At 63.9% G+C, this 24,184-nt stretch carries 28 protein-coding genes; 7 read left to right on the top strand and 21 right to left on the bottom strand.

Annotated features, from left to right (window positions below):
- Together FVD38_RS00845 and FVD38_RS00840 are read right to left on the bottom strand one after the other, a co-directional pair.
- Entirely contained in the window at positions 1 to 1,005 is a 1,005-nt protein-coding gene (locus FVD38_RS00845) for an ABC transporter substrate-binding protein (protein WP_147933098.1), read from the bottom strand.
- A gap of 17 nt (positions 1,006 to 1,022) precedes the next feature.
- Positions 1,023 to 1,898 (bottom strand): TauD/TfdA dioxygenase family protein, encoded by an 876-nt coding sequence (locus FVD38_RS00840; RefSeq protein WP_147933097.1) that lies wholly within the window; start codon positions 1,896 to 1,898, stop codon positions 1,023 to 1,025.
- A gap of 219 nt (positions 1,899 to 2,117) precedes the next feature.
- On the opposite strand from FVD38_RS00840, the gene FVD38_RS00835 reads away from it, so the two are divergent.
- From FVD38_RS00835 to FVD38_RS00815, 5 genes are all read left to right on the top strand, one after another.
- Positions 2,118 to 2,690, top strand: coding sequence for an RNA polymerase sigma factor (locus tag FVD38_RS00835; protein ID WP_123070640.1), 573 nt, complete (start codon positions 2,118 to 2,120; stop codon positions 2,688 to 2,690).
- Positions 2,687 to 3,103 (top strand): DUF3619 family protein, encoded by a 417-nt coding sequence (locus FVD38_RS00830; protein WP_147933096.1) that lies wholly within the window; start codon positions 2,687 to 2,689, stop codon positions 3,101 to 3,103. Before FVD38_RS00835 ends, FVD38_RS00830 begins: the two co-directional genes overlap by 4 nt.
- Positions 3,100 to 3,915, top strand: coding sequence for a DUF3106 domain-containing protein (locus tag FVD38_RS00825; protein ID WP_147933095.1), 816 nt, complete (start codon positions 3,100 to 3,102; stop codon positions 3,913 to 3,915). Before FVD38_RS00830 ends, FVD38_RS00825 begins: the two co-directional genes overlap by 4 nt.
- Positions 3,902 to 4,450, top strand: a complete 549-nt coding sequence (locus FVD38_RS00820; RefSeq protein WP_147933094.1) for an RDD family protein — start codon at positions 3,902 to 3,904, stop codon at positions 4,448 to 4,450. Before FVD38_RS00825 ends, FVD38_RS00820 begins: the two co-directional genes overlap by 14 nt.
- Before the next feature lie 92 nt (positions 4,451 to 4,542).
- Positions 4,543 to 5,532, top strand: coding sequence for an SDR family oxidoreductase (locus tag FVD38_RS00815; RefSeq protein ID WP_147933093.1), 990 nt, complete (start codon positions 4,543 to 4,545; stop codon positions 5,530 to 5,532).
- Here FVD38_RS00815 and FVD38_RS00810 read toward each other — a convergent pair.
- From FVD38_RS00810 to FVD38_RS00730, 17 genes are all read right to left on the bottom strand, one after another.
- A complete protein-coding gene (locus FVD38_RS00810; protein ID WP_147933092.1) occupies positions 5,526 to 7,175 on the bottom strand; it encodes a choice-of-anchor I family protein in 1,650 nt (549 codons plus the stop codon). The two genes, FVD38_RS00815 and FVD38_RS00810, sit on opposite strands and share 7 nt — an antisense overlap.
- 67 nt (positions 7,176 to 7,242) lie before the next feature.
- The gene (locus FVD38_RS00805) at positions 7,243 to 7,749 is read right to left on the bottom strand and encodes a hypothetical protein (RefSeq protein ID WP_147933091.1); all 507 of its coding nucleotides are present in this window, start codon (positions 7,747 to 7,749) and stop codon (positions 7,243 to 7,245) included.
- Positions 7,750 to 7,760: 11 nt separating this feature from the next.
- Positions 7,761 to 8,462, bottom strand: coding sequence for an RNA pseudouridine synthase (locus FVD38_RS00800; protein WP_147933090.1), 702 nt, complete (start codon positions 8,460 to 8,462; stop codon positions 7,761 to 7,763).
- On the bottom strand, positions 8,459 to 9,493 hold the full coding sequence (gene ltaE, locus FVD38_RS00795; protein WP_147933089.1) for a low-specificity L-threonine aldolase: 1,035 nt from the start codon (positions 9,491 to 9,493) through the stop codon (positions 8,459 to 8,461). Before ltaE ends, FVD38_RS00800 begins: the two co-directional genes overlap by 4 nt.
- A 4-nt stretch (positions 9,494 to 9,497) precedes the next feature.
- A complete protein-coding gene (locus FVD38_RS00790; protein WP_147933088.1) occupies positions 9,498 to 10,382 on the bottom strand; it encodes a class I SAM-dependent methyltransferase in 885 nt (294 codons plus the stop codon).
- 7 nt (positions 10,383 to 10,389) lie between these two features.
- Positions 10,390 to 10,731 carry an ISC system 2Fe-2S type ferredoxin gene (fdx, locus tag FVD38_RS00785; RefSeq protein ID WP_123070630.1) on the bottom strand — a complete coding sequence of 114 codons (342 nt, stop codon included), beginning with the start codon at positions 10,729 to 10,731 and terminating at the stop codon, positions 10,390 to 10,392.
- A 77-nt stretch (positions 10,732 to 10,808) separates the two neighbouring features.
- The gene (hscA, locus tag FVD38_RS00780; protein WP_147933087.1) at positions 10,809 to 12,698 is read right to left on the bottom strand and encodes a Fe-S protein assembly chaperone HscA; all 1,890 of its coding nucleotides are present in this window, start codon (positions 12,696 to 12,698) and stop codon (positions 10,809 to 10,811) included.
- 74 nt (positions 12,699 to 12,772) lie between these two features.
- Positions 12,773 to 13,288: a Fe-S protein assembly co-chaperone HscB gene (gene hscB, locus FVD38_RS00775; protein ID WP_123069697.1), complete on the bottom strand. Its 516-nt coding sequence runs from the start codon at positions 13,286 to 13,288 to the stop codon at positions 12,773 to 12,775.
- 4 nt (positions 13,289 to 13,292) lie between these two features.
- Complete coding sequence (gene iscA, locus FVD38_RS00770; protein WP_005666326.1) at positions 13,293 to 13,616, bottom strand: iron-sulfur cluster assembly protein IscA; 324 nt, start codon at positions 13,614 to 13,616, stop codon at positions 13,293 to 13,295.
- Between the two features lie 30 nt (positions 13,617 to 13,646).
- Positions 13,647 to 14,039, bottom strand: a complete 393-nt coding sequence (iscU, locus tag FVD38_RS00765; protein ID WP_147933086.1) for a Fe-S cluster assembly scaffold IscU — start codon at positions 14,037 to 14,039, stop codon at positions 13,647 to 13,649.
- Positions 14,040 to 14,059: 20 nt separating this feature from the next.
- The gene (locus FVD38_RS00760; protein WP_147933085.1) at positions 14,060 to 15,316 is read right to left on the bottom strand and encodes an IscS subfamily cysteine desulfurase; all 1,257 of its coding nucleotides are present in this window, start codon (positions 15,314 to 15,316) and stop codon (positions 14,060 to 14,062) included.
- Between the two features lie 19 nt (positions 15,317 to 15,335).
- Positions 15,336 to 15,812 carry a Fe-S cluster assembly transcriptional regulator IscR gene (iscR, locus tag FVD38_RS00755; RefSeq protein ID WP_109347015.1) on the bottom strand — a complete coding sequence of 159 codons (477 nt, stop codon included), beginning with the start codon at positions 15,810 to 15,812 and terminating at the stop codon, positions 15,336 to 15,338.
- A 203-nt stretch (positions 15,813 to 16,015) separates the two neighbouring features.
- On the bottom strand, positions 16,016 to 16,807 hold the full coding sequence (locus tag FVD38_RS00750) for a uracil-DNA glycosylase family protein (RefSeq protein WP_147933084.1): 792 nt from the start codon (positions 16,805 to 16,807) through the stop codon (positions 16,016 to 16,018).
- Between the two features lie 78 nt (positions 16,808 to 16,885).
- A complete protein-coding gene (locus FVD38_RS00745; RefSeq protein ID WP_147933083.1) occupies positions 16,886 to 17,653 on the bottom strand; it encodes a PEP-CTERM sorting domain-containing protein in 768 nt (255 codons plus the stop codon).
- Between the two features lie 477 nt (positions 17,654 to 18,130).
- On the bottom strand, positions 18,131 to 18,823 hold the full coding sequence (locus FVD38_RS00740; RefSeq protein WP_147933082.1) for a hypothetical protein: 693 nt from the start codon (positions 18,821 to 18,823) through the stop codon (positions 18,131 to 18,133).
- Between the two features lie 66 nt (positions 18,824 to 18,889).
- Positions 18,890 to 19,534, bottom strand: a complete 645-nt coding sequence (gene maiA / locus FVD38_RS00735; protein ID WP_147933081.1) for a maleylacetoacetate isomerase — start codon at positions 19,532 to 19,534, stop codon at positions 18,890 to 18,892.
- 11 nt (positions 19,535 to 19,545) lie between these two features.
- The gene (locus FVD38_RS00730; protein WP_147933080.1) at positions 19,546 to 20,565 is read right to left on the bottom strand and encodes a fumarylacetoacetate hydrolase family protein; all 1,020 of its coding nucleotides are present in this window, start codon (positions 20,563 to 20,565) and stop codon (positions 19,546 to 19,548) included.
- Between the two features lie 92 nt (positions 20,566 to 20,657).
- Between FVD38_RS00730 and FVD38_RS00725 the strand changes: the two genes are divergently transcribed.
- Both FVD38_RS00725 and FVD38_RS00720 read left to right on the top strand, forming a co-directional pair.
- Positions 20,658 to 21,557 (top strand): LysR family transcriptional regulator, encoded by a 900-nt coding sequence (locus tag FVD38_RS00725; protein WP_147933079.1) that lies wholly within the window; start codon positions 20,658 to 20,660, stop codon positions 21,555 to 21,557.
- Positions 21,558 to 21,609: 52 nt separating this feature from the next.
- Positions 21,610 to 22,191, top strand: coding sequence for a gamma-glutamylcyclotransferase (locus FVD38_RS00720; RefSeq protein WP_147933078.1), 582 nt, complete (start codon positions 21,610 to 21,612; stop codon positions 22,189 to 22,191).
- Here the strand turns inward: FVD38_RS00720 and FVD38_RS00715 are convergent.
- Complete coding sequence (locus FVD38_RS00715; RefSeq protein WP_147933077.1) at positions 22,172 to 22,753, bottom strand: AAA family ATPase; 582 nt, start codon at positions 22,751 to 22,753, stop codon at positions 22,172 to 22,174. The two genes, FVD38_RS00720 and FVD38_RS00715, sit on opposite strands and share 20 nt — an antisense overlap.
- 19 nt (positions 22,754 to 22,772) lie before the next feature.
- Complete coding sequence (locus FVD38_RS00710) at positions 22,773 to 24,086, bottom strand: MFS transporter (RefSeq protein ID WP_147933076.1); 1,314 nt, start codon at positions 24,084 to 24,086, stop codon at positions 22,773 to 22,775.
- Positions 24,087 to 24,184 lie beyond the last annotated feature (98 nt).

Below are 24,184 nucleotides of genomic sequence, written 5' to 3'. Positions count from 1 at the left end.
TCAGCTCCCGTTGGCAATCACCGGATGCTCGAAGAAGTAATCCTTCCACGAGGCCGGCTTGTTCTTGATGGCGCCGACCTGGTGCAGGAACTGCGCCAGGCCCAGCGTATTCTGCGGCGCGACGCGGAACTGGGTCTTCGGATCCTTGATCACCTTCAGCAGCAGTGCGCGGTCGATATTGCCCTTGTTGACCCGCAGGTAGGCATAGGCAGCCCCTTCCGGATTGGTCGCGATATACTCGGCGGCCTCGGCCAGCGCATCGAGGAAGGCGCGGTAGGTCTTGGGATTTTGCCGTACGTATTTTTCGGTGGCATACAGCACCGTCGCCGACGCCGGCCCGCCCAGCACCTGGTAGGAATCGAGCACGATTTTCGCGTTCGGGTTACCGGCAAGTTCTTGCTCCTGGAATGGCGGCCCGCCGAAGTGGGCGTTCAGTTCGGTCTTGCCGGCGATCAGGGCCGCTGCCGCGTCCGGGTGCGGCAAGGTCTGGGTGATCGGGTCGAGTTTCTTGAATTGGGCATTGCCCCACTGCTTGGCGGCGGCCATCTGCAGGATGCGGGCCTGCACCGACACCGTCACCGCAGGCAAGGCAATGCGGTCTTTGGGGCCGAAATCGGCAATGGTCTTGACATTCGGATTGGTGCTGACCAGGTAATAAGGGAAGCTACCCAGCGAGGCGACGCCGCGCACGTTCTGGCGGCCCTTGGTGCGGTCCCAGATCGTCATCAGGGGACCGACGCCGGCGCCGGCGATATCGATCGAGCCCGACAGCAGCGCATCGTTGATCACGGCGCCGCCGGAAAGCTTGATCCAGCCGACATCGATGTCGACGCCCTGCTTCTTGCCATGCTTTTCGATGAGTTTCTGGTCTTGCGCCACGTTCAGCAGCAGATAGACCACGCCGAACTGCTCGGCGATGCGGATCTGGCCTTCGGCCTGGGCAAATGATGGCAGCGCCAGGGCCAGCGCGGCGCCTAAGGCAATGAACTTCTTGTGGTATTTCATGGATTTCCCGGGTTGAGTCAGAACGGAACGTCGCCTTCGATGGTCGTGCGGTACAGCTTGCGGCGTAGGTGGTCAGGACAGCCGGCCGCCAGGTGCATCAGCGAACGGTTATCCCAGAACACCATGTCGTGCGGCTGCCACTGATGGCGGTAGACGTGCGGCGCGCGCGTGCTGTGGTCGAACAGCGCGTCGAGCAGTTCGCGGCTGCGCTGTTCCGTCACACCCAGGATGCGGGTCGTGAAGTGCTCGCTGACGAACAGGGCCTTGCGGCCGGTCTCGGGATGGGTGCGCACCACCGGGTGGCTGACCGGCCTGACTTCGTCGATCTGGGCCTGGGTGAGCTTCGGGCGGAACGGGTTTTTCTGGCGCAGCTCTTCATACTTCGCCAGATACCAGTGCTCGGCCTGCAAGCCTTCGACCTCGCGCTTCAGATGGTCAGGCGAGGCGTCCCAGGCCGTGTGCTGGTTCGCGAACAGGGTGTCGCCGCCTTCCGCGGGCAACTCTTGCGCATGCAACATCGAGCCCAGGCTCGGCGTTTCCTTGTACGACAGGTCGGAATGCCAGAAATGGCCGGCATCGCCCAGGCCGATCGGCTCGCCGTTCTCGCGGATGTTCGAGACGATCAGCACTTCGGGGTGGCCCGTCAGCTGGAAATTGCGCAGCACGTGGATCTGCAACTGGCCGAAACGGCGGCTGAACTCCACCTGCTCGGCCGGCGTGATGTGCTGGTCGCGGAACACCAGCACGTGGTAGTCGAGGTGGGCGCGGTGCAGGCGTTCGAAATCTTGCGCACTGAGCGGACGCGACAGGTCAAGGCCGACGACTTCAGCGCCCAGCGGCGCGCCGATGATGGGGTGGATAGCAAATGCTTGGCGGGGAATATCGAGCGGCATGATGGCGGAGGCGGGTATGGTCGTGCTGACAGCGTAATGACGCTCCAATAGGCGAACAACGAATGATTTCGCCTATCTTCATGCAGTTTTTAAACGTTATGCATATGACATTACCGCCTCCCTCGACTGAGCGATTACGGTGCAGGCCAGGGCGTTTTTTGCTAGGATGCGAAGGTTTTCCCTAAAGCACGAGTAAGACGAGCGCTTCCTTGAACCCGCATGGCCACAGATAAAGAACTCAACGACTTCCTCGAGAATGTCGAACGGCGTGCGTTCAAGCAGGCGGTGTATGCGGTGCGCAAGGACGAGTCGGCGCTGGACATCGTCCAGGACGCCATGATCAAGCTGGCCGAAAAATATGGCGACAAGCCGGCCGCCGAGCTGCCGATGCTGTTCCAGCGCATCCTGCAGACGACGATCCTCGATTACTTCCGCCGCGAAAAAGTGCGCAACACCTGGGTCAGCCTGTTTTCTGGCTTCAGCCGCCGTGAGGGAGATGACGATGACGACTTTGATATACTTGCCTCATACGCGGCTGAAGATGGATCGGCCGCGGCAGAGTCGAGTGCGGACCAGCTTGAGCGTGAACAAACTTTGCGCTTGATCGAAGAAGAAGTACAAAAGCTCCCAACGCGTCAACGGGAAGCCTTCCTCATGCGTTACTGGCAGGATATGGACGTGGCCGAAACGGCCGAAGCAATGGGATGCTCCGAAGGCAGCGTCAAGACACATTGCTCCCGTGCCACCCACGCCCTCGCCGCAGCGCTCAAGGCCAAGGGAATCACACTATGAATACCGACGACATCAACCTGGCGTATAAAATCCGCCATGCACTGAACGAACAGCTCGATACCCTGCCGGCATCGACCACCGACCGGCTGGCCGCCGCGCGCGCGGCCGCGCTCGCGCGCAAGAAGGCGGACGCGCCGGTCGAGTATTTCAAGCCGGCCCCTTCCGGCTGGCGCCAGATGCTGGCCGGCTTCGGCAATGCCCTGAGCGGCCCGGCCATGTCGCGCCTGGCGGTCGCGGTGCCGGTCCTGGCGCTGGTGATCGGCATGGGCGGCGTCTACCAGCACGAACAGCAACAGCAGATCGCCGAGCTGGCCGATATCGATGCGGCCGTGCTGTCCGATGAACTGCCGCTCAACGCGTACCTCGACCCGGGCTTCTCCGCCTATCTGGAGTCGCAGCAGCGCCGGCAATGACAAAGAACGACGCTTCACAGTCTCGCGCATCGAAGCCCGGCGCCTCGAAAGCACGGTTTCCCGTCCTGAAAACGGTGGCCGGGGTGCTGGTGGCGGGCGTCATCGCCTGGGTCATCGTGGACCGTTTCGACACCCCGTCCGTACTGCCGTCGGTGGCCGACGTCGTCGATGGCGAGCGCGCGTCGCCCAAAAGCTTCGACAAGCCCCTGTGGAACGACCTGAGCAGCGCGCAGCAAGTGGCGCTGGCGCCGCTGGAACCCGAGTGGAACCGCATGGAAGGACCGCGCAAGCGCAAATGGATCGAGATGTCGGCGCGCTTCGCTTCCATGCCCGCGTCCGAACAGCAGCGCGTACACCAACGCATGCGCCAGTGGATGAAGCTCACCCCCGAACAGCGCGAACTCGCGCGCGAGAACTACAGCCGCACGAGCCGCCTGGCCCAAGGCGACAAGGCGGCCAACTGGGAAAACTACAAGCAGCTGTCGGATGACCAGAAACGCAAGCTGGCCAACAGCCCGGCAGCGGCGCGCAACAAGAGCATCCCGGTGGCGCTGCCTGAAGCGCCGATGCTGGTCACGCCGACGCCCTGCCCGCCGAACACCACCCGCCGCGGCGCCGAATGCATCCTGATCGGCACGGATACCGTGGTGCCGACCGACACCGCGAGCGTGCCGCCGGCAGTGCAGAGCGTCCCTGCTCCCGGTTCCCCGGTGACGCCGGGTCCGGCGGCCAGTTCCTCCGCCGATGGCGGCGCGATCGCCGCCCCGGGCGGCCAGCAGGCACCCGCGCAGGCTGCCAATGCAAGCAACTGAGCCGCTTGCCGCTGGGGGCGCGGCCACGCCGGCGCACGCGACTTCCTTGCCGACGCCGACCGTCAAGCGCCGCGTGACGGTGATGGTCTATGAATTCTTCCTGCTGTTCGCCGTCGAAATGCTGGCGGTGCTGATCTATATCCTCCTCACCGGCAACCGCCAGGAACCGCTGTTCCAGCATGGGCTCAAGCTCTGGCTGTTCCTGGTGACGGGCCTGTACTTCATCTGGTGCTGGCGCGACAGCGGCCACACGCTGGCCATGAAGACCTGGCGCATCAAGGTGGTCCAGGCCGGCCACGCGCGCCTGCCATGGCGCACGGCCATCGTGCGCTACCTGCTGGCCTGGGGCTGGTTCGCACCGGCGCTGCTCGTGTGCGCCGCGGCCGGGCTGCACGCCAAGGGCGAGATCGCCGTTGCGCTGACGGTCGGCATCGTCCTCTGGGCGCTCACCGCCTTCCTCGACAAGGACCGCCAGTTCCTGCACGACCGCCTGGCCGGCACCCGCCAGGTCCAGCTGCCCAAGGTCAAACGCTAGTCCTCCCTCGAGCTTGCCGCGCGGCATTCGAACGCGGCGACATCCGGAATCGCGGAATAATCGGCCTTTTCACTGTGAATGAAAGGTCAACAATGAAGCCATCGAATCTCCGCGTGGTCATCATGGGCGCCTCGAGCGGCATCGGCGCCGCGACCGCCATCGCCTTTGCCCGTGAGGGCGCCGACCTGGTGCTCGGCGCGCGCGGCAAGGAAGGCCTCGACGATGTCGCCCGCCAATGCTTTGAGGCCGGCGGCCGGGCCGAAACAGTGGTGGTCGACGCAACCGACGCCAAGGCGGTGGCAGCTTTCGCGCGCGAAGCGCGGGGCATCCTGGGACAGATCGACCTCTGGTTCAGCAATGTCGGCGCCGGCGTGGTCGGCAAATACCAGGACGTGCCGATGGCCGACCACCGCCAGGTGATCGAAACGAACCTCCTCACCCACATGAATGACGCCCACGCGGTGTTGCCGATCTTCCTGGAACAGGATCGCGGCATCTGGGTCAATATGATCTCGTCCGGCGGCTACGTCGCCACGCCCTATGCCGCGGCCTACGCGGCCAGCAAGTTCGGCCTGCGCGGCTTTTCCGAAGCCCTGCGCGCCGAGGTGGGCAAGCGGCGCCACATCCACGTCTGCGACGTGTACCCTACTTTCGTGGACTCACCCGGCTTCAGCCATGCGGCCAACTATAGCGGCGCCCATCTCTCGTATCCGCCGGGCGCGCTGGCGCCGGAAACCGTGGCCGATGCCGTCGTCAAGCTGGCCCGCCGTCCGCGCGACACGACCGTGATTGGGGCGCCCGCCGCCGCCATGAAAGCCACCCAGCTGGCGCCGAATCTCATCGCGGCCGGGATGAATCGCTTCATGGATGCGTGGGCAAAACGGGCGGAGCGCACGCCCGATACGCGCGGCGCGCTATACGAAGCGCCGCGTGGCGCCAGTGGCCTGCATGCCGATCCGAGCCGGCTCAATCAGCCTCGTCCCCAGCCGAGCCAGCCGGCCAACAAGGCGCTGGTGGCCGGTGCGGCGGTGGTCGCCGCCGCGATCGGCATGCAGCTGCTGCGCAAGCGCGCGGATCAGTAGGTCAGGTTGATCTGCATGACGGCGGTGGTGCCGCTGACTTCGTTACCGACGATCAGCAGCGGCTTGCCGTTCGGCGATTTGTAAGCCGGGATCAGGGTCAGGCCTTCCGGGCCCAGGTCGCCCTTGTCGCCGTCGCGCGTGTTCAGGTAGGTGACGAAGGAAGCCTGGGATGGTTTACTCACGTCATACACCATCACGCCGCCGACGCGCTCCAGGCCGATGAAGGCATAGTGCTTGTTGCCGAACTTGCCGACCACCGCGCCTTCCGGTTCCGGGCCCTTCGACGCGCTGCGGTCTTCCAGGTCGTTGTTGTCGTTGCTGGCGTTGAATTTGACGTTCGGCAGCGCCTTGGTGCGCTGCTCGAATTCGTCGCCCGAGTCGTAGACGCGTTTGATGTCGGTGTCCCAGATCGAGAACGAGCGGCCGCCGAAGGTGTACAGCTCGTTGCACTGCCCTGCCGCGTTCTTGCCATCCTTGCCGCCGTTCGGCGTCGTCGTGATGCGGAGGCGCCCCAGGTTCGAATCGAAGATCTGGTTGGCCGCGTCCGGGAAGACAGCGGGATCCAGGCCTGCCGTGCAATGCGCACGCACGCGGCTCTCTTCGTTGAAGCCCGGCCAGTCGGCGCGCGCGTCTCCCTCGTTGGCGGTGATCAGGTAATGCTTGCCGTCCACCGAATAGCTGGCGATGGCGTCCGGCAAGTACATGCCTTTCACCGGCTGCGGGCCGATCTTGATGGCCGGCGAACCGCTATTGGTATTGGTGCCGCCATCCTCGTCCGACGCATCCATCCCGAAGCCGGCGACGCTGTGGTCTTTAAAACCGAGCGGCTTGACCGCGGTGACCTTGGCCGTCGCGACGTCGATGATGGCGATCGCGTTGTTCTCTTGCAGGGTCACCCAGGCGGTGCGGCCGTCGTCGCTGACGGTGATGTATTCCGGCTCGAAGTCCTGGGCCGCGCTGGCGTTCGGTCCGAAGATGCGGATGCCCTGCGCGCGCAGCGCAGCTTCCTGGCCGTTGAAGGCGCGGAAATCGGCGGTCGCCACCGATGGCGCGCCGCCGCGGTTGACGGTGATGATGCTGACCGAACCTTCCGGATCGGTCGTGCCGGCGACGCCATAGCCGCTCGGCTCACCCTCGTTCGCGACCAGCACCTTGGTGCCGTCCGGCGTGAAGGTCAGCATATCGGGCAGCGCGCCGACCTTGACGCTGCCCGCCAGCTTGAGATCGGCCGCATTGTAGAAGGCGACGGTGCCCGGCTGGGTCTTGGGATTGGCTTCGATCGCCAGCGCCACCAGGCCGTCGTGCACGGCGACGCTGTTGACCGCCTTGCCCAGGCTGGCCACATTGATGGTGCCGATCAGTTTCGGCGTGGCCGGCGCCGACAGGTCGAGCACATCGACCGTGCCGTTGGCGCCGTTGACGACGAACAGGCGACGGCTGCCCGCATCATAGGCCGTGATCTCGGCCGCGCCGGCCGCTCCGCCGTTATAGCCGCCGATTTTTTGCAGCGCGAGCGTGGTCGGGGTCGGATCGTCGTCGTCGCCACCGCAGGCCGCGAGCACGCAGGCCAGCGCGATCGCGCTCAACATCGGCACGTAACCCGGGAGGTAACGGGAAGGTTTGGCAGGGCGGCGCAGGAACATGGTTGTCGATTTTCCAAGGATGAAAAATCGACAGCATATTGACGCAAGATGACAGCCGTATGACTTCTCAGGCTCGTTCGACGGCGCGCTGCATCAGCTTGCGCGGCCATGGCAGCAGCTGGAACAGGATGCCGCAGGCCAGTGCCGGCAGGATGAACAGTTCGATCACCATATAGGCGCGGATGATCTTCCATGGATCCGGGTTGTTCGGATCCATCCCCCCCAACAGGTCGCCGTAGGAATGGCGCGCGATGTAGAGAGTGAGCGCGGTCATCGCCAGCCCGCACAGCAGCGCCGCGCCCGCGCCCAGCAGCACGCGGCGCGGCGTGGTCTGCAGGCGCCGGCGCAGCGGCTCCAGCTTGACGGCCAGCGCCACCAGCATGCCGTGGGCCAGGCCGAGCGCACCCGCGATCAGGGCGCCGAACAGCAGCGCCGCCAGGTAGAACGACGGCATGAGCTCCATGCGGCCCTTGGTGAACAGGGTGGCCAGGGTGAACTCGATCACCGGGATCACGGGCCCGAGCAACAGGAAAAACAGGACGCTGGTCGCGACCAGGCGGAACGAACTTGGCATGGCAGTTGGATTCAGAAGCGCTCGACGTCGCGCAGGTAACGCCAGCCGCCTGGCGGCAGGCTGCCCATGGAAATGCGGCCGATGCGCAGGCGGCGCAGTGCGGTGACCTTCAGGCCGACGTCGCCGCACAGGCGCTCGATCTGGCCGCGCTGGATATTCTTGCCGGCGATGCGCAGGCGGGCCTCGCTTTGCCAGCTGGCGCGGAACATGCGGCCCAACTTGTCCAGGCCGCCATCGGCGATCTTTCCGTCCACCTCGGCCACGTACTCGTACTCGTTGCGCGGCGCGTCCTCGACGAGTTTACGCATCACGCGCCAGTCCTGGCTGAAGACGACCAGGCCGGACGCCGTTGTCTCGAGCGGCGTCGCCAGCGCCAGCTTGAACAGGTGGCGGCGCAGGAACGGCTTGCCGAAGCCATTGTCCAGCACTTGCGTGTCGGCGCCGATCGTCGCCAGCAGCGCGTCCTGATCGACGCCGGCTGGCTTGTGCAGCAGGATGGTGACCGGTTCCGGCTCGACCGGGGTCGCGCCAGGCAGCATTGCGACCTGTTGCCCGGCCGTGACGCGGGTGGCGGGATCTTCGGCCACCACGCCATCGACGCTGACCCAGCCGCCGGCGATATAGCGCTCGGCGTCGGCGCGCGAGCACCCCGCTACGTCAGCGACGCGTTTCGCGAGGCGGATGCCGTCGTCGGTGTTCGATGGTGCGGTCATGCTTGCCAATCAGAGAAAAATTCGGTGAATACGTCGATCGTACGCTTGATGTCGGCATTCGAGATGTCGAGATGGGTCACCAGGCGCATTCTGGGGCCGACGGTGGCGCGGATCTGCGCGCGCTCGAGCGCCTGGCGCAGCGGCGCGCAGGCGGCGGCCGGCACGTCCATCCAGAAGATATTCGTTTGCGGCGTGCCGACAGTGAGCTGTTCGATCCTGGCCAGGCCGCGCGCCAGTTCGGCTGCGTTGTCATGGTCGTTGGCGAGCAGCGCGACATTGTGCTCCAGTGCGTAGTGGGCCGCGGCGGCGATCACGCCGGCCTGGCGCATGCCGCCGCCCAGCATCTTGCGCCAGCGCTTGCCCTGCTCGATGAAGGCCTTCGGTCCCAGCAGGACCGAACCGACCGGCGCGCCCAGGCCCTTGGACAGGCAGACCGACACGGTATCGAAACCTTTGACCGCGTCAACCAGGCTGATGCCCTGCTTGACGGCGGCATTGCAGATGCGGGCGCCGTCGAGGTGGGTAGCCAGGCCTTTATCGTGGGCGAGCGTGGTCGCCGCGACGATGTATTCCTGGCTCAGCACGCGGCCACCGATCGTGTTTTCCAGCGCCAGCAGACGGGTGCGGGCGAAGTGCATATCGTCCGGCTTGATATAGGCCTCGATGTCAGCCAGCGCGATGCTGCCGTCCGGCTGGTTCGCGATAGGCTGCGGCTGGATGCTGCCCAGCACCGCGGCGCCGCCGCCTTCGTACTTGTAGGTGTGCGCTTCCTGGCCGACCAGGTATTCGTCGCCGCGGCCGCAGTGGGTCATCAGGGCGATCAGATTGGTCTGGGTGCCGCTTGGGGCGAACATGCCCGCTTCGAAACCGAACAGCTCGGCCGCATAGTCCTGCAGGCGGTTGACGGTCGGGTCGTCGCCGTAGACGTCGTCGCCGACCGGGGCGGCCACCATCGTGGCGCGCATCGCGGCGCTCGGCTGGGTCACGGTGTCGCTACGCAGGTCGATCCAGCGCTGTTGGTCTTGGCTCATCTTCTTATTCCGTGGTCTCGACTTGCGGGGTATAAAAACGGCGCTTCATTTCGTCCAGGCCGACCTCGTGCAGCACCTCGTGCAGGCGCTCGCTCGGCCGGCGGCGCGGCAGGTTCTTGTAGGTGGCGACGATCAGCTCGTTTTTCATCGAGTGTTCCCAGCCCACCAGTTCGGTGACCGTGACCTGGTAGCCGTGGGCCTCGAGCTGGAGGCAGCGCAGCACGTTGGTGATCTGGCTGCCGAATTCGCGGGTATGGATCGGGTGGCGCCAGATCTCGGTCAGCGCGCTGCGTTTGATGTCCTGGCCCTTGTTCTTGCGCAGCACGGTCGCGACTTCGGCCTGGCAGCACGGCACCAGCACCATATGCTTCGCCTTCTTCTTGAGGGCGAAGTCGATGGCGTCGTCGGTGGCGGTGTTACAGGCGTGCAGCGCGGTGACGATGTCTATTGTCTGGGGCAATTCTGTCGAGGAGGTCGATTCAGCCACCGACAGCGGCAGGAACGACATCCCATTGAAACCCAGGCGCGCGGCCAGCTCGGTCGATTTGCTGACCAGTTCTTCGCGGGTCTCGATGCCGTAGATGTGGGAGCCTTCGCCCTCGGCCTTGACGAACAGGTCGTACAGGATGAAGCCGAGGTAGGACTTGCCGGCGCCGTGGTCGACCAGCGACACGCTGCCCTTCTCGTTTCTCACGTCGCGCAGCAGCGGCTCGATGAAGTTGTACAGGTGGTAGACCTGCTTGAGCTTGCGGCGGCTGTCCTGGTTCAACTTGCCGTCGCGGGTCAGGATGTGCAGCTCCTTGAGCAGCTCGATCGACTGGCCGGGACGGACCTCCGGCGGCAGTTCCTGTGGTGCCGGGACTTTCCGGGCTTGCTCAAGACGCTTCATGGACGGCTCAGTGGTTCTTTTCGGCGGCGTGGTTGATCGTGTATTTCGGGATCTCGACCACCAGGTCTTCTTCCGCGACGATGGCCTGGCACGACAGGCGCGAATTCGGCTCCAGGCCCCAGGCCTTGTCGAGCATGTCTTCTTCCTTCTCTTCCTGCTCGTTCAGCGACTCAAAGCCTTCGCGCACGATCACGTGGCAGGTGGTGCAGGCGCAGACGCGGTCGCAGGCGTGTTCGATGTCGATGTCGTTGTCGAGCAGGACGTCGCAGACCGACTTGCCGGCCGGAGCTTCGAGCACGGCGCCGTCTGGGCAGAACACCGGGTGTGGGAGGATGACGATTTGTGGCACTTGGGTTACCTCGGTTGGTTGGATAATTGAATTATCCGTTGTTCTTCATATTGCGTATTCAAGCCGTTGGGGGAGATTCAAATCTCGTCCAGCGACTTGCCCGCCAGCGCCTTGCGCACGCTCTTGTCCATGCGGCGGGCGGCGAATTCTTCGGTGCCCCTGGCCAGTGCCTGCACCGCATTGTGCAAGGCATCCTGGCGCTGACCCGCTGCGGTCGACGCGTCGCTCGACGCCGTCACCGCATCGCGCACCGCCTGCAGCTGCTCGCCAATCGCGGCCTGCTCTTCCGGCGCCAGCAGATCGACGTCGGCGTCCAGCGCCGACTGGGTCGCCAGCAGGATGCGCTCGGCCTCCACCTGCTCTTCGCGCAGCGCGCGCAACTGCATGTCTTCCGATGCCGAGCTGTACGATTCCTGCAGCATGCGCGCCACGTCGTCGTCGGCCAGGCCATAGGATGGCTTGACCGTGATCGACGCTTCCACGCCCGAGCGCATCTCGCGCGCGGCCACCGACAGCAGGCCGTCGGCGTCGACTTGATACGTGACGCGGATGCGCGCCGCGCCGGCCGCCATCGGCGGGATGCCGCGCAGCTCGAAGCGCGCCAGCGAACGGCAATCCGACACCAGTTCGCGCTCGCCCTGCACCACGTGCACTGCCAGCGCGGTCTGGCCATCCTTGAAGGTCGTGAATTCCTGGGCGCGTGCGACAGGGATCGTCGAGTTGCGCGGAATGATCTTCTCGACCAGGCCGCCCATCGTCTCGATGCCCAGCGACAGCGGGGTCACGTCCAGCAGCAGCCAGTCGTCGCCCTCGGCGCGGTTGCCGGCCAACTGGTCGGCCTGGATCGCGGCGCCCAGCGCCACCACGCGGTCCGGATCGATATTGGCGTGCGGGATGGTCTGGAAGAATTCCGAGACGGCGCGGCGCACGTGCGGCATGCGGGTTGCGCCGCCGACCATCACCACGCCATCGACGTCGTCGACACTGACGCTCGCGTCGCGCATCGCCTTGCGGATCGCATTCATGGTCTTGCCGACCAGGTGCTTGGTGATCTCGGAGAACACTTCGGCGGTGACGGTCACCTGCACCAGTTCGCCCGACTTCAGGATGGCCTCGACCGTCGTTTCTTCATTGGTCGACAAGAGTTCCTTGGCCTGGCGCGCCTTGACCATCAGGGTCGCGGTGTCGTGCTCCGACAGCGGCGCCAGCTTGGCCTGCTCGGTGATCCAGCAGAACAGGCGATGGTCGAAATCGTCGCCGCCCAGGGCCGAATCGCCGCCGGTCGATAGCACCTCGAACACGCCTTTCGAGAGCTTGAGGATCGAGATGTCGAAAGTGCCGCCGCCCAGGTCATAGACGGCGTAGACGCCCTCTTTACCGTGGTCGAGGCCATAGGCGATGGCGGCGGCGGTCGGCTCGGACAGCAGGCGCAGCACGTTCAGGCCGGCCAGCTGGGCCGCATCCTTGGTGGCCTGGCGCTGGGCGTCGTCGAAATAGGCCGGCACGGTGATCACGGCGCCGACCAGGTCGTCGCCCAGCGAATCCTCGGCGCGCTGGCGCAGCGTCGCCAGGATCTGGGCCGACACCTCGACCGGGCTTTTCACGCCGGCGACGGTGTTCAGCTGGACCATGCCCTGGCCTTCGACGAAGTCGTAAGGCAGGTTTTCAGCGTGGGCGATGTCCTTGAGGCCGCGGCCCATGAAGCGCTTGACCGAGACGATCGTGTTCTTCGGGTCGGTGGTCTGGTGCACGCGCGCCTTGTGGCCGATGTTGGCGTGGCCGTTCGGCAGGTAGCGCACGATCGACGGCAGCAGCGAACGGCCCTCCTCGTCGCTCAGCACTTCGGGGCTGCCGCTACGGACGGTGGCGACGAGCGAGTTGGTGGTGCCCAGGTCGATGCCCACGGCCAGGCGGTGCTGGTGCGGGGCGGTGGACATGCCGGGTTCGGCGATTTGGAGGAGTGCCATAGTCGTGATACCAATATTGTTTTTCTGCGCCGGGAGTCAAACGGTGGACCGTCCGACAAGCGATCCGCAGCGGATCAGGCGTCGATCGCCTCGAAGGCGTACTGCACTTCATCGCCGAATTTGTCGAGGAACATCAGGCCGCGCACGCCTTGCGCGGCGCCACTGAAGTCGCCCGCGTCCAGCTGGCGCGCCACGGCGGCCAGCATGTTCTTGCGCTCGGCGCGCAGCTGCGCTTCCAGGCGGTCGAGCGCGATGGCGTCCTTGGCCGCGCGTGCGTCCTCGAGCTCTTCGCGCCATTCCATCTGCTGCATCAGGAAGGCCGGCGGCATGGCCGTATTCGACTCGGTCTGCAGGTCGACGCCGTTCAGCTCACACAGGTATTGCGCGCGCTTTTGCGGGTTGCGCAACGTTTGATAGGCCTCGTTGGCGCGGGTCGCCCATTGCATCGCGACGCGCTTTTCGGCGTCGGTGGCATTGACGAAGCGGTCCGGGTGGACGCGGCCCTGGACTTCGCGGTAGGCGGAATCGAGGGCATCCTGGTCGACCTCGAATTGGGCCGGCAGCTGGAACAGGTCGAAGTGATTCTGCATCGGCTTAAATACGGAAGCTCTCGCCGCAGCCGCAGTTGTCCTTGACGTTCGGGTTGTTGAAGCGGAAGCCTTCGTTGAGCCCTTCGCGGGCGAAATCGAGCTCGGTGCCGTCGATGTACGCCAGGCTTTTCGGGTCGACGAAGACCTTGACGCCGTGCGACTCGAACACCGCGTCTTCGGCGGCGCTCTCGTCGACGTATTCGAGCTTGTAGGCCAGGCCGGAGCAGCCGGTGGTGCGCACACCGAAGCGCAAGCCGATGCCCTTGCCCCGGCGTTCGAGGTAACGGTTGACGTGCTTCGCGGCTTTTTCGGTCAGGGTGATTGCCATGTGCTTCTCCAGCTCTGTTCTACTAAAAAATTACGCTGCTGCCTTTTCGTGCTTCGCCTTGTAGTCGGCGACGGCGGCCTTGATCGCGTCTTCGGCCAGGATCGAGCAGTGAATCTTGACTGGCGGCAGAGCCAGTTCTTCGGCGATCTGCGTGTTCTTGATCGCCAGCGCCTCGTCCAGGCTCTTGCCCTTCACCCATTCAGTGATGAGGGAGCTCGATGCGATGGCCGAACCGCAGCCATAGGTCTTGAACTTCGCGTCTTCGATCAGGCCCTGGTCGTTGACCTTGATCTGCAGTTTCATGACGTCGCCGCAGGCCGGCGCGCCGACCATGCCGGTGCCGATTGCATCGTCGCCCTTGTCGAAAGCGCCAACGTTGCGCGGGTTTTCGTAGTGGTCGAGTACTTTGTCCGAATATGCCATGGTGATGCTCCTTCAGTGATTTAGTGGGCTGCCCATTGGATCGAATTCAAGTCGATCCCTTCTTTGAACATGTCCCACAGCGGCGACAGTTCGCGCAATTTGCCAACCTTTGCTTTCAGCAAGTTGACGGCGAAGTCGATCTCTTCTTCGGTCGTGAAACGGCCGATGGTGAAGCGGATCGAGCTGTGCGCCAGTTCGTCGCTGCGGCCCAGGGCGCGCAGCACATACGATGGTTCCAGGCTGGCCGAGGTGCAGGCCGAACCGGACGACACGGCGATATCCTTGACCGCCATGATCAGCGACTCGCCTTCGACATAGTTGAACGAGATGTTCAGGTTATGCGGCACACGGTGGTCCATGTCGCCGTTGATGTACACCTCTTCGATTTCGAGCAGGCCCTTGGCCAGGCGATCGCGCAGCGCGCGGATGCGGACCAGTTCACTCTCCATCTCTTCTTTGGCCAGGCGGAAGGCTTCGCCCATGCCCACCAACTGGTGGGTCGGCAGGGTGCCCGAACGCAGGCCGCGCTCGTGACCGCCGCCGTGCATCTGCGCTTCGAGGCGCACGCGCGGCTTGCGGCGCACGTACAGGGCGCCGACGCCTTTCGGGCCATAGACCTTGTGCGCGGTGAAGGTCATCAGGTCGACCTTCGATTTTTCGAGGTCGATGACCACCTTGCCGACGGCTTGCGCGGCGTCGCAGTGGAAGATGATGCCTTTCGAGCGGCACAGTGCGGCCAGCTCTTCGATCGGCTGGACCACGCCGATCTCGTTATTGACCAGCATGACCGAGACCAGGATGGTGTCCGGACGCAGCGCAGCTTCCAGCTGCTCGACGGTGATCAGGCCGTTGTCTTGCGGCTCGAGGTAGGTGGCGTCGAAGCCGACGCGCTCGAGTTCGCGCACGGTGTCGAGCACCGACTTGTGCTCGGTCTTGACCGTGATGATGTGCTTGCCCTTGGTCTTGTAGAACTGGGCCGCGCCCTTGAGCGCCAGATTGTTGCTCTCGGTCGCGCCCGAGGTCCAGATGATCTCGCGCGGATCGGCGCCAACCATGTTCGCGACGTTCTGGCGCGCCTCTTCGACCGCCGCTTCAGCGCTCCAGCCATAGGCGTGGCTGCGCGAGGCCGGGTTGCCGAACTGCTCGCGCAGGAACGGGATCATGGCATCCGCGACGCGTGGATCGACCGGCGTGGTGGCCGAGTAGTCCAGGTAGATCGGGAAATGGGGCGCAGTCGCGAAGCTCTGCTCGGTTTTCTTGTCCAAAGGCGCGTTCATCAATTCACTCCAGTAAGCTTCAGTTTGTTCCGACGGCGGCGGGGGCGCCACGGTGCACGTGCACGACGTTCTGTTCTTTTTGCCGCTGCTGGTCGACCAGGTCTTGCAGCGATACCGAATCGAGGTAGTCGACCATTTTTTCGTTCAGCGTGGTCCACAATTCGTGGGTCATGCAGCGGGCGCCATCGGTGTGGGCGCCGTGGCAATTCTCTTTGCCACCGCACTGGGTCGCATCCAGCGGCTCGTCGACGGCGATGATGATGTCGGCCACCGTCACCTTGCCCGCCGGCCGTGCCAGGCTGTAGCCGCCACCCGGGCCGCGGATCGATTCGACGATCTCGTGGCGACGCAGCTTGCCGAACAGCTGCTCCAGGTAGGACAGCGAAATGGCCTGGCGCTGGCTGATGCCCGACAGCGTGACCGGACCATTGCCTTGACGCATGGCAAGATCGATCATCGCGGTAACAGCAAAACGGCCTTTGGTGGTCAGACGCATTACAACCCCGGTTAATGTTAAAATATTCCTCTTGTCCAACTATCACGTCCTGCCGCCGACTTCTCTTGCGGGACCAGGCTAAAAACCCGATTAGTTGAACGATTTAGTCAAGTATAGCAAATCGCGGACATCTTGTCTTGGCGGCCCCCAAAATGGGCCTCCCACCTTCTCTCCCTTTCGTTTGACTCCTGCGACGCCGGTCGTTATCGCTTGCGCAACAGCGCCATCGGGCCAAACAGCTGTTGCATACCCGCGTGCCCGATGAAGCTCAGGTTGTAGGGATGCTCGGCCAGCGCCTGCGGGAAGGCGGCCGTCTCGGGCAGCCTTTTCAGTTGTTCGGCGATTTTGCCCCACAGGACCAGGGTCGGGGGATCGGGCCGCTCGGCCAGCGCCGCCAGCACGGTTTGCAGGAATGGCAACCAGGCGCGTGCATCGATGGCCGGCGCGACGTGTTTACGGAACACCAGCGCTGCGTTCAGCAGCAGGAAGCCGTGGCCGTGCAGATTGTCCTGCAGTTCGGCCAGGGTCTGGATCGAGCCGTCGCTTCTCGCGGCCAACGCGATCGGCGCCAGCGCCGCGCCGCCGGTCGCGTCAGGCTGCAACTGGCCGCTCGCCACCAGCAGCATCTTCATGAAATTGCGCAGCGAGGTCGCGCGGTTGACCGGCTTCGACAGGCCGCTGTCGGACCACAATTCCCCCACTGCCCCATCCATGAAACAGACGCCGGTCGCGCTCGCGGCACGCGGGTATGGGCCCTCGCCCACCAGCACGTAGCGGACCTTGTCCAGTGGCTGGGCGAAGGCGGCGAACAGGCGGTGTTCGGTGGGCAGGTAGTCGTCGACCGCCAATGCCGACAGGTAGCCGGGATTGGCGGTCGCCACGGCCTCGAGGCCGGCTTCGAGGATGGGATGCCAGGAGGCGTCGGCCAGGTCGAGGGCTTGCAGGATCGGGGCGGGAATCAGCGCGGAAGGCGCACGGGCGGCGGTAGAGTTCATGGCGTACCGGTAAAAAGACGAGGCCGGATTGTATCCCGCCTCGTCGATCCGGTTCGCCAGCCTTCCGCCGGTTGTCGGTCAAGCCCTCGGTGTATGGCGCGAGCGACGGCGCGCCATCCAGCCCAGCATGCCGAGACCGCCGAACATCAGCGCGACGCTCGACGGCTCCGGCACCTCGGCCACGCCGGCGCTGACCGAAATATTGTCGATCGCGACGTCGAAGTCGGTGAAGCCGTAGAACCAGCCGGGAACGAGGGTCGAGAATACCAGTTCATCCACGCTCGACAGCACGTCGGCAAAGGTGCGGCCGGACGGGAGACCCGGACCCTGGGCGTCATCCGTCGTACCGTAGCCGCCCCAGCCGGCCGGCAGGGCCGCCATGGTGGTATCGGCGATCGTCACCGACAGGTGCTGCCAGCCAAGCGTGGCGTCGATGACGCCCAGGTCGAACCAGACGCTGGAATATGGCATGCCCTCCGGCGTATTGTTGTAGTCACGCAATTCGACGATCAGGTTGCGCGAGACCTGCTGGCCGACATAAGTGATCGAATTGGCGATGATGTCCAGGCCAATGGTCACGCTGCCGAGCTTCGAGTAATCCCCCACGTAATTCTGGCTGCTGTTGCTGAAACCGATGCCGAAGTTTTCCATCACGGTGTGCAGCGCAAGGGCGCCATTGCCCAGGGTGGTATCGATCCATGACCCGCCTTCGCCATTTGCAGGCTGCGAGCCTTCCCATCCCTGGGCGCCGTTGGAAAAGTCGACGAATGACGAGGCCGGTGCGGCCTTGACGACGGTCGCCGCCAGAGAAAGCGCCAACACAAACATCAATTTATGCAAGGTCATGATTTTCCCTATGAATATTTAAAAAAGGCAAATATCCACCCCTTCCAGCTATAAGCAGAATCGATTTAGAACGCGCTGAAATAAATGCAGGGGAAATGGATGAGTGATTCTAGGGCTGCCATATTTCTCGGTCTATGGCATCACGACACTAAATTGTCATAATATGTAGCAAATTTACTATTGGAGATTTATTCATTCCCCATAGAAACCATTACTGTGATCGAGAATCGATTAATAAAGTTCGGGCAAAATAACCACCTTAGTTTAGTAAAAACCACTCCCGTGTTTAGCGCGTTTATTAAATGAATTGGCGATCCCGAATGTGGGCAATTCGGAATATCATGAATATCTGACGGGGAGGATGCGGGGGGGCGCGTGTGATTCGCGGAGCCGATGCCGGGCAAAGCCCGATGTCGCAGCCGATGATCTGGGCCAGCTCGCGTACGCTCGAATTGCCTCCAGCAACTGGCGTATCAGTCAGATCCGCAGCTTCGCATGTGCGGCAAACACTTCCTCGCTGATAACGGCAGGACGACTTCCGTTTCCTGGGGACTGGACGACAAATTGCAGGGAGTCGCGCAAAGCCGTTGGGTGACCTTCCACATCGCAGCCAATCGCGGCACCGGCGGAAAAAGGCGCGAGGGCCTGGCTGAATCGCCTGACGAGATTGTCTTGCCCGTAGCTGTTCTGATGAAATCTCACCGCTTCGTTCAAGAGCGCACAATCGATCATGGTGCCGGTGAGCCATTCACACGCGGATGCATAACCGATGATCCAACGTAGATTACTCCCCTGCAAGGTCAACTTGTGCGCGTCGGTGATACTGCCGGCATAACAGCTGCCAAGCAGCATTCCCGTGATATTGAAATCCTTTGAACGTTTGCGGACTGCCGAGCTGATGTCGGTGAGATGAGCACCGGCGTGCGTTTGGCTGCCATGGGCCGCCACATACACCAGCGTATTTCTGAATGGCGTCTTGCACAGCTTTTCCAGGCCGTCTTCAAAACTGTCCTCGTCATAGAAAACAGTATGGCATACCTCGATGTCGCCGGCATACTTCGCCATGCCCTCGATGAATGGTTTAACGCTACTGCGGTTCGCATCGCGCTCGTCGAGTCCCCACGGACTTTCGAGGACCAGGATTGCACCTTTCGTCTGCTGCATCGGCATGTGACTTCTTCAATAAAATCATCATGCTAGCACGCAACAATGCGTCAACCGCTTCGCCTGCAGCGCTTATTCTGTATCCGTCTGATGCGACGGATGCGCCGCCCTGAACGCCGGCAACTCAACGCACAGCGAATTGATGCGATCGATATTCGGATAGGCCGAGACATCGATATTGAAACGCTGGGCATTGAAGACCTGCGGCACCAGATAGCAGTCGGCGATGGTCGGATGATCGCCATGGCAGAACGGTCCGGCGCCCGGATCGCGCGCCAGATGCGCCTCGAGCGACTGGAAGCCCTCGATGATCCAGTGGCGATACCACTCGGTCTTGGCCTGGTCCGACAGGCCCATGTGCTTGACCAGGTAGTTCAGCACACGCAGGTTGTTGATCGGGTGGATATCGCAGCCGATGATCTGGGCCAGCTCGCGCACCCTGCCCCGACCCGGCGCATCCTTTGGCAGCAGCGGCGGCTCGGGATGGATCTCTTCGAGGTATTCGATGATCGCCATCGACTGGGTCAGCGTGATGCGGTCATCCTGGAACGACGGCACCAGGCCGCTCGGGTTGATCTTGCGGTAGTCGTCCTGCAGGTGCTGGCCGCCGTCCTTGAGCAGGTGCACCGGCACCGCATCGTAGAACATGCCCTTCAGGTTGAGCGCAATGCGCACCCGGTATGCGGCCGAGCTGCGAAAATAGGTATAGAGCTTCATCGCTGCCTCTCTTACTTCTCTTGATATCGCATCACTTCCTGGTCGATCGCGCCGAAGATGCTGGCGCCGTCGGCATCCAGCATCTCGATGCGCACCGTGTCGCCGAAGCGCAGGAATGGCGTCTTCGGCTTGCCTTCTTCGATGGTTTCATACATGCGCACTTCGGCCAGGCAGCAGTAGCCGACGCCGCCGTTTTCGACGCTCGAACCGTGCAGGCTGCCCTGCTTGTTCGACACCGTGCCCGAGCCGATGATGCTGCCCGCGCACAGCTCGCGGGTGGCGGCCGCGTGCGCGACCAACTGCGCGAAGCTGAAGGTCATGTCTTCGCCGGCATTCGGACGGCCGAAGGCGGCGCCGTTAAGCGTCACCAGCAGCGGCAGGCGCAGCTTGCTGCCCTGCCAGGCGTCGCCCAGCTCATCCGGCGTGACGGCGACCGGCGAGAAGGCGCTGGCCGGCTTGGACTGGTAGAAACCGAAGCCCTTGGCCAGTTCGTTCGGGATCAGGTTGCGCAGCGAGACGTCGTTGACCAGCATAACCAGGCGGATCGCGCTCGCGGCCCGCTCGACGCTGGCGCCCATCGGCACGTCGCCGGTGACCACCGCCACCTCGGCTTCGAGGTCGATGCCCCAGTCCTCGGACAGTGCCGCGATCGGGTCGCAGGGCCCGACGAAGGAATCGCCGCCGCCCTGGTACATCAGCGGATCGGCATAGAACGAGGCCGGCACTTCGGCATTGCGCGCCTTGCGCACCAGCTCGACGTGGTTAATGTAGGCCGAGCCGTCGGCCCACTGGTAGGCGCGCGGCAGCGGCGAGTGGCATTCCTGCTCGATGAAGGACTCGGCGCCGTCGGCGTCGCCGTCGTTGAGCTGCTCGTAGACCTGCTGCAGGCGCGGCGCGACCGCATCCCAGTCATCCAGCGCGGCTTGCATGGTGCGCGCGATCTCGGGCACGACCTGATAGGTGACCAGGTCGCGGCTGACGACGACCAGGGAGCCGTCGCGGCCGCCGGATTTGAGGGTGGCGAGTTTCATGGGCGTTTCCTTATTGCTGAGTAGCCACCATTACAAATCAAAAGCCACTATCATACAAACAGTATTTTCAACCCGATTTATCAGGTTTTCTTATGAATCCAACCCTGCGCCAGATGCGCGCCTTCGTCGCCCTGGCCAAGACCGGCAATTTCACGCTCGCGGCGCAGGCGATCCACGTGACGCAGTCGGCGCTGTCCGGGCTGATCAAGGAGCTCGAACAGACCCTTGGCGCACGGGTGGTCGACCGCAGCACGCGCCGCATCGTATTGACCGACATCGGCCGCGAATTGTTTCCCTTATTTAGCCAGATGATCGATGACCTGGACGGTGCGCTGGCTAACGTCGCCGATCACACGCAACTCAAGAAGGGGCTGGTGCGGATCGCGGCGCCGCAGCTGATGTCGTGCACCCTGCTGCCGCAGGCGATCGCGGCTTACCGGGCCGAGCACCCGGCGATCGAGGTGCGCCTGAGCGATACCGAAGTGGAAGGCGTGATCGCGCGCGTCTTGTCGGGCGAGGCGGACGTGGGCATCGGTCCCGAGCGTGTGCCGGCGCCACCGCTCGAGGCGCGCGAGCTGTTCGAGATGCCGTTCGCGCTGGTCTTTCCAGAAAATCATCCGCTGGCCTCGCTGCCGCGCCTGACCTGGCGCGACGTGGCGAATTTCCCCTTCATTTCGCTGCAGGGCCAGTTCACGGAACGCCTGCTCGACGATATGCATGCGTCGCTGCGCGAGACGCCCATCAAGCCGGCGCACGAGGTGACCTTCATGACCACGGCGTTGGCGATGGTCAGCGCCGGGCTCGGGGTAACGGTCTGCCTGCCATATGCCGAGCCGCTGGTGAAGTTGCACGGTCTGGTTTTGCGTCCGCTGGATGAGCCGGTGCTGACGCGGCGCTTTTTCGTCTACACCCGTCCCGGCCGCTCGCTGTCGCCGGCGGCCGAGAGTTATATTAATTTCCTGTTTGGATATGTAAAACGGTCGCAACGCTGATGGCGCCTGGCGCGCTACAATGAACAGCATCTGTCTTAGCCCTGACCTCACGATGTCACACAATACGATCGCGATCAACCAGCGGATGAACAAGTTCAACGGCCACAAGCGTGTCTGGCTGTTCGGCTACGGTTCACTGATCTTCAAGGCCGATTTTCCCTTCATCGACCGGCGCCCCGCCTATATCGGCGGCTGGTCGCGGCGCTTCTGGCAAGGTTCGCACGACCACCGCGGCACCGAGACGGCGCCGGGACGGGTCGTCACCCTGGTGCCCGACGCCGGCACGCTATGCCACGGCATGGCCTACCTGGTGACGCCGGAAGAATTCGCGCATCTGGATCACCGCGAAAAGAATGGCTATCTGCGCCTGGCGACCGAGATGCATTTCGACGACGGCAGCAGCGACGAGGGGATCGTCTACATCGCCACGCACGAGAACGAAGCCTATCTCGGCCCGGCCGACGAAGTCGACATCGCACGCCAGATCGCCACGGCCCGCGGCCCGAGTGGGCCGAACAGCGAATACCTGCTGGGCCTGGCGCAAGCCCTGCGCGAACTCGGCAAGCCCGATCCGCACGTGTTCGCGCTCGAGCGGCACCTGGCCGATTTCGGCGTTACGCAGCTGCGCGCGTAATTTCGCGGTCCTGCTCGATCGACGACAGGACTTCCATCACCTTCGCGGCGCGCTGTTCCAGCGTGCCCGTCAACACCGTGTAGTCGATGCCGCGCCGGTCGAGGTCTTCCAGCACCAGGCGCTGGATGTGCGTCCTCCAGCCGGCGTTCTCGCGCACGCCGGGTTCTTCTTCATACGGGATGTCGTCCGCGCACACGAAATGGTGCAGGTAGCGGGTACGGCAGTCGTCGGCATGGCGCAGCAGCGCGGGCGGGACCGGTTCGGTGACCTGGCCGAAGCACAGGCCGAGCAGCAGCGTGGTGAGCGCATTAGTGTCGACGAAGACCCAGGGGCTAGAAGTCTGGCTGACTACAGCATCCTCGGCAGCGCGGTGGCGTTCCGATATCTCGACGTAATCGTCGGCCGTGAGCCGGCCCTGCTTTTCTTCCCAGATGAAGCGGCCGATTTCGGGAACGAAGCCGGCGTCGAGCCGCTGCGCCAGGTGCTGCGCCAATGTGGATTTGCCGGTCGATTCCGCGCCGACGAAGACGATCATGCCGGCCTGCTGCTGTTGTACGCCCATCCGTTTCACCTCTGTATCCTCAATCCAGCGCCCGCTGGCGCGACTCGGTGTCGACGCACAGGATAGCGACCGCCCCGACCAGCAATAAGCTGGAGAGCATCACCAGCGCCAGCGTGAAGTGCGTCGCCATCACCGGCGCCACGATCGCCGGCGCGAACAGGCCACCGAAGCGCGCGACGGCGCCGGCCGTGCCCATGCCGGTTGCGCGCAGGCGGGTCGGATAGACCTCGGGCGTGAACGCATACAGGGCGCCCCAGGTGCCGAGCAGGGCGAAGCTCATCAAGAGCGTCGATCCTACCACCAGCGCGGTGGAACTGCCGAGGCTATAGCCAAGGCAGCCGACGGCGCTCAGCAACAGGAAGCCGACCAGGGTCGGCTTGCGCCCCCAGCGCTCGACGCCATAGGCCGCCAGCGCGAAACCCGGCAACTGGACCAGCGCCAGCACGATCAGGAATTCCTGGCCGCGCATGAAGCCGAAGCCTTCGGCGCCGAGCCTGATCGGCAGGTAGACGAACACGCCGTAATAGGCGATCGAAATCAGCGCCCATGCCATGAACAGCGCGACGCTGCGGCGGCGCAGACCGTCCCTGAACAGCGAGAGCAGCGACGTGGCCTGCCTGCGCTCGGGCTGCAGCATCGGGATGTCGACATTGCGGCCATTGGTCCTGGCCACCCGCGCCAGCACCGCGCGCGCCTCCTCGATCTTGCCGCTGCGGTGCAGGTACATGGGTGACTCGGGAATATAAAAACGCAGGACCACGCCGACCAGGGCCGGCAGGCCGGTGACGAAGAAAATGACGCGCCAGGCGTCGTCGCCCCACTGCACCGCCCACAGCGCCAGCACCGCCAGGCAGATCGTCCCCAGCGCCCAGAACGACTCGAGCAGCACCAGCCAGCGGCCACGCCGGTCGCTGGGCAGGAATTCGGCCATCATCGTGTAGTCGACCGGCAGGGTCGCGCCGACGCCGACGCCGGTCAGGAAGCGCAGCACCAGCAGCCAGGTGAAGTCGGGGGCGAAGGCGGACGCCACGCCGAAGCAGGCGTCGATCAGCACCGCGATCAGGAGGACGGGGCGGCGGCCGATCCGGTCCGCCAGCCGGCCGAACACGAAGGCGCCGATCAGCATGCCGACGAAGAACAGCGTCCCCGTCTGCAGGGCTTGCGGCATGCTCAAGCCGAAAGTCCTGGCGATCGACGGCGCACTGAAACCGATCGACAGCACCTGCATGGCGTCGGCCAGCCAGACCAGGCCGAAGATCGTGAAGATGCGGTACTGGAAGCGGCCGACGCCGGCGGCCTGGAGGCCCTGCTCCACTGTCACGGACGTCGTCATGCGGACATGGGCTGCATCGCCACCAGCTTCATCGTTCACCCTTAGCCAAGATATTTAAATGAACGAGGCCGTCATCGCGCCGACCTCACATGCTGGAT

Source organism: Massilia arenae (genome assembly GCF_008014745.1).
GTDB lineage: Bacteria > Pseudomonadota > Gammaproteobacteria > Burkholderiales > Burkholderiaceae_D > Telluria > Telluria arenae.
Note: the sequence above shows the minus strand (reverse complement) of the source record. Positions and strands in the feature narration are given on the sequence as shown.